Source organism: bacterium (assembly GCA_020444325.1).
Lineage (GTDB): Bacteria > Bacteroidota > Ignavibacteria > SZUA-365 > SZUA-365 > BM516.
In genome coordinates this window covers 345,790-353,643 of record JAHLLD010000004.1, presented here as the reverse complement: position 1 = coordinate 353,643, position 7,854 = coordinate 345,790, and the positions used below count along the sequence as shown (strand labels likewise).

Here is a 7,854-nt window from a genome sequence, read left to right as displayed (position 1 = left end):
AGTTTTCCGATGACGTGACCTGAATAATATTGAACTGTTGGACAGCGGGCGTCCGCGACTCCCATGTGTTCCCAAGATCCGATGAAATCTCAATAATATTGTGCAGACCAACCCTGTAAATCTGCTCGTTCAGTTCGAAAATGCCTGTATACGGTATCGGGTTATAGTCAGGATATACGGTTTCGTATGGTTGTCCGTACGCAGATACCGACAAGAGCAGCAACACTGTAATGACGATTCTCTTCATCTTACCCCACCTGTAATCGGAGATGTGATTGCTCTTTGACCGCGGGCTCTGATTCAATAAAGCTCGGGAATGGCAATGGATGCAGGGACATCCACTCCAGACGCTGTAGGTTTCGCACTACAAAATCCATTTCTGAGAAGAAAGTACGGTGGGGGGGGGTTGACTGTCAAGCGATTCCGTACAGTTTGTGTTCCATTCATCCACGATTGTTCAGAATTTCCGGAACAAATCTCCCAGAATCTGTTCAGAAATCACGCCCGGATTGAGGGCTCAACTGTTCAGAATCCCCGTAAATCCCTGCGGGTGGACGGATGATTTTAACTGTTAGTTCCACTTGGTAGGCAGATGCTCTATCCACCTGAGCTACAGGAGCGACCTGGTTCAACAAGAAATACCTACAGAAAATCGGCTGGGATGAAAGGCTCGCCAACTGTAACATTGCCCCGCTCATTGTGTTCTACTAATCCCAGTGGTATTATATACGTATTCAGATTGCTTGATCGGTAATAGTTCGCTTCTGTAGAGTGGTCCCTCGTCCGTTTTGTTGCGACGTACCGTCCTCGAAGGGTAAGGCAGGTATACAGTTGACATAGACTGCTCCTTTTCAGACACCAGCACGGAGATGCATATGAATGGGAAATGGCTACTATTCGTGTTAACCCTCGTGTTCTGTTCTCTGCCCGTAACCTTGTTGGCACAGCAGTGGGAGAAGCTTCCCGGACCGGATGCGGCCAATATTCACGTGAATGGGATGATGAATGCAGCGAGTGGCGCTGTGCTTGCGTATCAGGGATTTGGGGGGATCCTGAAATCCACTGATGACGGTGCGTCGTGGGAATATCTCTTGAGGGATTCCGAAACTGTAAGTTCATCAAGATTAATCCTGCGCGATGGGACGCTGTATTTTCCCACGGAGCAGGGAGTACTATCCTCGACAGATGAGGGGGCGACCTGGCAGCTGATTGAGATGCCATCGGACTATCGACTTCTCGATATCTCTCCGAAACATCAGTTCCTGATCCTGTCGAAAGGCAAGCTGTTTTACAACAGCACCATGTTTGAGGGTTGGTTTGAGATCACGCAGGAAGGACTCCCCAAGCTCCCTCCGAATCCATCCGGGGTTGGTGATGACCAGAACCACTGGTTTATCGATGCAGGGACGCAGGGCCTGTACCGGTACACACTCGGGGATCAGAAATGGACACGCATTCTCGCCGGCTATGGGGGTGATCCGTATCCCACGCTCCTCTACCGGGATACCGATGTTCTGTTCTATTGCAAAGAAAACGAGAATTTCGTTTCCACCGATGGTGGAGATACATGGGAATCCTGCCTGTATCTGCATAGCAGCGTCTCGGGGATGAACCGCGCACCGGACCAATCCCTGCTCACCTGGAATTCAAACAACATCTACCATTCGACTGACAACGGCCGTAGCTGGGACAACCTCAAAGCACCGGTTGAATCCGGTATCAATGCCGTCGTCAAATCGACTGAGGGATCACTCCTCCTCGCCTCATTACCTGACATCCATCGCAGTACCGATATGGGAGAGCACTGGGAGCTTCAGCGCTGTGGATTGCTCATGGCGGGAAGATACGTGCGCATGGACGCGACGCCGGGTCAACACCTCTTTTGCGGACTGAGTGAGAGACAACTGATCTCTACGGATTACGGTGACAGTTGGCGCACACCTGAGTTGGGAGAAGTTCCCTATCTCATTGAACCTTACTTCTACTCACGTGACGGAGCGATGTATGGATATACCAGGGCCTATGGACTGAACGCCTCCATCCGGTCGACGGACGGAGGCATCAGCTGGAGCCTGACAGGGTTTGTTCCTTCCCCGGTGTATCTGCTGCAATTCACTGCAACTTCACTCGCTGAAACCGACAATGGCCTCTTCCTTTTCTCAGCGAACGGAGAGGTGTACCACTCGACCGACCAGAGCCAAAGCTGGGAATATGTCTCCACAGTGGCGGAGGACAAGTATAGCGGAACGGAACTCGTGCCGATGGGACTGCATGAAAGCAACACCCTGCTCTGCGCGTTTTCCTCGAATGGTGTTTTTCGCAGCACGGACCATGCCGTCACATGGCAGGATATCACTCCTGAGCAAACCGTCCAATGGCCCGGGTACTACAGGCTGATGGAAGGAAGAAACGGCGCCGTACTGCTCCAATGCAATCGAACGCTTTATTGCTCCACGGATCAGGGAGACAGCTGGCACGTTGTGCTCGAAGGTGGTTCAAAGAACCTGGGCGAATTCCTTCTCGATGCCCATCGGAATGTCTATGAGTATCGACCTTCCAGGAATACAGAGAACGAACTCGGTCTGCTCCGCACGAAGGACGGATTCTACTGGGCGCAGGCCGAGCTTCCGGAATTGCCTGTGGCACCGGATGAGGTTCTTGGGCTCACATTCGACGATCAGAACAGGCTGTATCTCAGGACGGCGTTCGACGGGATCTATCGCATGAGCGATGCACTCACCGATGCAGCACCCACGGCTACGCTGCCACAGCATGCAACCATCGACGCGCTGTCCCCGCAGCCCGCATCCGTACACAGCAGCGCAATCTCCGTGCACTTCAGTCTGCCTGCACACTCGGAAGTGACTGTGGAATTATTCGATCTCCTGGGCAGAAAGCAGCGAAGCACTGTCTCTGCCGAGTACGCGGCCGGAACGCATGTGACGCGTTTACCTGTGCGAGGACTCACCCCCGGGGTGTACATGGTTCGTCTGACCACGGGCACAACATCCACCAGCCAGACGCTCCTTGTGCAACAATAAGACCCATCCAGCCTTTGAAATACCGATATCAACGCACAAGGCCCCGACATCGGGGCCTTGCTCTGTATTTTATGCAGCACGTGCATAATCTGCGGCTGACCAATATGCAGAAACTGCATAATTCTTCACGGAAAAATATGCAGAAAGTGCATAAATGCTTTGATCAGGGAGTTAGAAGGCGTGTTCTGACACGACAATGCTGCAGCGGCAGCCCTGCGGGGAGCTGCAGTCGGCATGCGGCAGTTCGGGGAGGCTTTCGAGCCGATATAGCTCGCCCTTGAGACTTCGGCAGGAGGCACATGTGTGCACATCGTTTTTCGCCCAGATCTCGAACTTGTCGTACTTCGAATCGCGATAGCGGTCGAGATCGTGCAGGTAGCGCGTATGCGTCTGCAGGAGTGTGCAGATCGTGTCCGTTGTCCAGGAGGACTCGAGCTCAAAATCTTTCGGTATCCATGAAGCGGCGGAGTCTTTTCCCCAGAGAAATGCCATGCCTGCGGGAGCACGCAGGACGTCGAGTTTTTCGGCGTCAATATCGGCCAGTAACGCCGGTGTCTTCTCGAACAGGCGCTGGAGAAATTCCCCATTCACGCGCTGGTCTTCGTCGTTGAATGCGAGTCCCACTCCACGTGGAAACACACTGTCTTCCTGGAATTCCGCCACTGCAAGCGCGGCACGCAGATAGTCGCGCTGCAGCAATCCGACAAGCGCCTTGCGCTCGGCCACCTCGCGGCGCTCACGTTCGGCTTTGACGTATCGGATGACCTGCCGGCGCGCATCGTCAGAAAGCATAAGGACATTGATCTCGGCATGCAGCGTGCGGACATGATCCGGATCCTTCCCGATCAGGCGTCGTATCAGTTCTTCCTTCGTCCCCTCCACCGGCAGCTCGCGCTCTGAAAGCATGTAGCGCAGATCCTCGATGCCGTAGCGCAGCGCGAGGGCGATGCCCGCGGGAGCAGGAACCAGCGCGCCCTGTGTACGTAGCCTGTCGATGACATGCTCGGGTTTCGCGCTGAGGACATCCTCCCAGTGCTCCTTCCCGATGAACTTCCAGGGATCGGCACCGCGGAAAAATCGCGCCAGCAGTTCAAGCTGCGGTTTACTCTTCCTCCAGTCATCGGCCATGCTCGCTTCACGCAGGCGACTCTCCTCGAGCTTCTGCTCAAGCTCGTGGGTGTTCTCTTCCTCGGAAACCTCCGCTTTCTTCCCGAACATGTTCTTGAGAATACCCATGCCTCAATTCCCCCGCAGCACGGCGATCTGTGTACTTCCGGTTGGCGTGATCATGCGCAGGAGATAATAACCGGGATTCAGAGCGGATGCGTCGAAACCCACCTGCTGCAGTCCCTCTCGTCCTTCAATGTCAGCGATCGTGCTCACGAGACGTCCCACCGCGTCAAATAGCTCGATGCGGACATGCTGCGCGCGCGGCAGCGTGAAACGCAATGCGGTAAGGCCGTGGAAGGGATGGGGTGATGGCGTGTGCAGTGCGATCTCCGGCAGCGGATGCGGCGTACCCCCGACCGAGAGCGCGTTGCTGACATCAGCCAGCTGTGCGAGTGTGCCGATCGCGGCTTTCGTCATCTGTGTGAAAAAGAAAGGATTGACCTTCTCGGGCAGATCTTCCTCGCTGTGATAGAAAGGATTGAAATCCGTCCAGTCCTCAATCAGCAGGAAGGAAGGATAATCGAAACGCGCGAAGGAATAGTTGTCGCTGGGCGTGCTGGCTTCCTTGTTGACCGCGAGGGTGAGTCCGAGCGCATACGTCGTATTTACCTGCTGCATGGCGGTGATCAGCGGCGCGGCAATATCCTGATTGTAATTCAGCGCGGCGTTGAAGTCGCTGTCGGAATCCCATGAGATCATGTCGCAATTGATGACGCCCAGAATGCTGTCTCCCTGCAGCCGCGCCTGCTCGGCGTAATACCTGCTGCCCACGAGTCCCCGCTCTTCGGCATCCCAGAGAATGTACTCCACATCATACCGCATGGGATAGGTCGACAAAAGGCGTGCCGCTTCCAGCACAGCAGCCGTGCCGCTGGCATTGTCGTCCGCACCCGGATAGCCGAAGTACGCTGCGTCATAATGTCCACAGATGATATATTTCATACCCGAAGCATCACTCCCCCGCTGCAGTCCGATGACATTCCTGCCCGTCTGCTCGAACTTCTGGTCCCGCACCTCGAGTCCATATCGCGCGAGGACAGCCATGAGATAATCTGCCGCCAGATGATTGTCATTCGCACCGTAATTATCCCGCCGGTTCCTTATGGTATCGCCGATCCCCTGAAACTCGATTTCTTCCTCGCCGCAGAGCTCCCGCATGCGCAGCATGAGCGTATCGGTGGAGACAGCAGCGAGGATGTCTTCGATGAGTTCGGAACGGGCCGGGGACCACGCCCGCGCGTTGAACGACTGGGCGCTCAGCGACTGGGCGCTCAGCGGCTGGGCGCTCAGCGACTGGGCGCTCAGCGACTGGGCGCTCAGCGACTGGGCACTCAGCGACTGGGCGCTCAGCGACTGGGCAGTCGATGAAATCGGGAGGAAAGTGAACATGGAGAGCAGAAGCATCCCTCCTGCACAGACACGAACTGCGGAACGGCACGGGAAACTGACGGACATGAGACGACTCCATCGGGGTGAAAAGGCGCGCGAGATGTGCGTACAAAATAGTCCGCCGCCTTCCGCGAAGCAATGCAATGCAGTCGCCCGGTTCGCATTGAGTTTCCGCTTACCCTTACGGCACTGTCACCGTGGGAGTGTACTTGAGCGCGGATTCTCCTCCGTCGGGGTAGATGGCCTTGAGAGCATACTTGTAGGTGCCGCTGCTGACCTGGGCGTCTTCGTACGCGAGCACACCGCTGTCGAGACTGTGGTACATGCGCGCGGGAGCGTTGCTGTCGGTGCGGTAGACGATGAAGCGGCAAGGGGGACCCTCGAAGCTCCAGGTGAGCTGCACGCGGCCGCTGTCCGCGTTCCACGTACCAACCACGTTGTCGGGTGCTGCGTAGCGCTGCGGTGCCCGGCTTCGCGCGCTGATGATGTTGCTGAGCGGGGACCGGAGTCCGTCATCGTCATATGCATATACTGCATATTCGTAGAGCATGCCCGCAGCAACGCTGGTGTCGGTGAAGGAAGTGATTGCGGGACTGATGAGGGAGTCCATGCGCGTCCACTCTTCGCTCCCGCGCTCGCGGCGAACGATGATGTGGTCGGCGGCGTCGGAGGTGGGACTGCGATGCCAGGAAATGCGCACCCCGTTTTCCATGCTCTCGATGTCATGAATCAACGGTGCCGAAGGCGGGACGATGTCGGGTTTCTCCACCATCAGTGCTTCGGTGAAGGGCGAGTGATTGAAGTTGTAATCCAGTGCCGTGACCTTGTAGTAGATTTCTTCGGACAGCGTTTTCAGCGTAAGCGTATCGACGAAGGCGGTGTCCTGTGAAATCTGTCTCGTCAGCTGCTGGAACTCATGCGTGGGGTCGTTTGCATAGAACACGCGATATCCCTGCAGATCGATCTCCTCGTTCGCGGTCCACTCGAGGCGCACGACGCCACTTGAGTCGATGCTCGCATGCAGTCCCTGCGGAATCGCGGGGGGAATCGAGTCGGGAAAGAGCGCGAGTACCGGGGCGGACATCCGGCTGTTGCCCGCAGTATCCACGGCGGAAACCACGTAGTAATGTGCCGGGAGATTGTTCACGTCCACATCGATATAGCTGCGGTCTGTCACCGGGAGAAGATCGCTGACCGCATCGAACGGTCCTTCCGGCGATACGCTTTTCGCAATCAGGAAACCATCGAGATCCGGGTCTGCGTCGCCGCGAATTTCCCAGCGCAGCAGTACTGATTTGTCGTCCACGATTTCATGCGGCTGAATGGCTGGCTGCTTTGGCGCGGTTTTGTCCCTCCCCATGGCGAGTAATTCTTTGCCTGGCGGCGAGAGCTGACCAAAAGCAGTCATGCCGCGAATGCGGTAATGCACGGGAGCGTAGTTACGATCGAGATGGATGCTGTACTGCACGGTCGGTACGGGGTCTTCCCCGTCACGCGAGACGGGCATGAAGGGAATATCATTCCGCGGAGCAAAGTTCACGCCTCCATCGGTGGATTCCTCAATGAAATATCCCCCGTATGTTCTCTCCAGGTGCTCATAACGATCCCAGCGCAGAACGACCTGCTTCTCCCCTTCTTCCGCAGTGAGGGACTGGATCGCAGGCAGCGCTTCGGGCGTTCGTGTCACCGCGATGGCAACAGCGGTGTCGAGCGGGAAGTCGGGGAGTACCTGTGCGACACTGAGGCGGTACATGTATCCCTTCCCGGCCTGCACGTCGCGATCAACGTAGCGGAGTCCAAGTCCATCAGCCAGGTCCGCCCGCATGTCCGCCAGAAGAAGAGCAAAGCCCATGAGGTTCTCCTGCTGCATGTGCAGCTCGACGATGGATCCGAAGGGATCGGAACTCGTGACCACACTTTGTCCATGCAGTGCCTGCACGGCCGCTCCTGCGAGCGAATCCTGCGGCGCATAGCGCCCCTTCCACTCCACGACACTGAAGGGATGCAGTGCTGCCGGCGTCAGGCGCTGCCACACGAATTCCTTCGGGTTCTTCTGGTCGCTGCGAATCTCCGCGCGCTCGATGACGAATCCTGCACGCCCCGCAGCCTTCCAGACGGGATAGTCTTCAAAGCCCCAGCGAAGGACGACGGAATCCGGGGTCCCCTGCGCAATGAGCTTCATCGTGAAGGTGGCCGCACTGTCGGCGTCCTGCGCCTGTGCATGCAGCGGAGAAGCTACACCGAGCATGGCGAG

5 protein-coding genes are annotated in these 7,854 nt (G+C 56.6%); 1 reads left to right on the top strand and 4 read right to left on the bottom strand.

All coding sequences use genetic code 11. The features are described 5' to 3' along the window. On the bottom strand, positions 1 to 247 hold a 247-nt coding region (locus tag KQI65_08125), incomplete at its 3' end, for a hypothetical protein (GenBank protein ID MCB2204701.1). Positions 248 to 875: 628 nt separating this feature from the next. On the opposite strand from KQI65_08125, the gene KQI65_08120 reads away from it, so the two are divergent. After that, entirely contained in the window at positions 876 to 3,041 is a 2,166-nt protein-coding gene (locus KQI65_08120; GenBank protein ID MCB2204700.1) for a T9SS type A sorting domain-containing protein, read from the top strand. A gap of 171 nt (positions 3,042 to 3,212) precedes the next feature. Here the strand turns inward: KQI65_08120 and KQI65_08115 are convergent, their stop codons facing one another. From KQI65_08115 to KQI65_08105, 3 genes are all read right to left on the bottom strand, one after another. Further along, complete coding sequence (locus KQI65_08115) at positions 3,213 to 4,277, bottom strand: hypothetical protein (protein MCB2204699.1); 1,065 nt, start codon at positions 4,275 to 4,277, stop codon at positions 3,213 to 3,215. 3 nt (positions 4,278 to 4,280) lie between these two features. After that, positions 4,281 to 5,615, bottom strand: coding sequence for a M28 family peptidase (locus KQI65_08110; GenBank protein MCB2204698.1), 1,335 nt, complete (start codon positions 5,613 to 5,615; stop codon positions 4,281 to 4,283). Between the two features lie 166 nt (positions 5,616 to 5,781). Further along, positions 5,782 to 7,848 (bottom strand): hypothetical protein, encoded by a 2,067-nt coding sequence (locus tag KQI65_08105; protein MCB2204697.1) that lies wholly within the window; start codon positions 7,846 to 7,848, stop codon positions 5,782 to 5,784. Between the last annotated feature and the right edge of the window lie 6 nt (positions 7,849 to 7,854).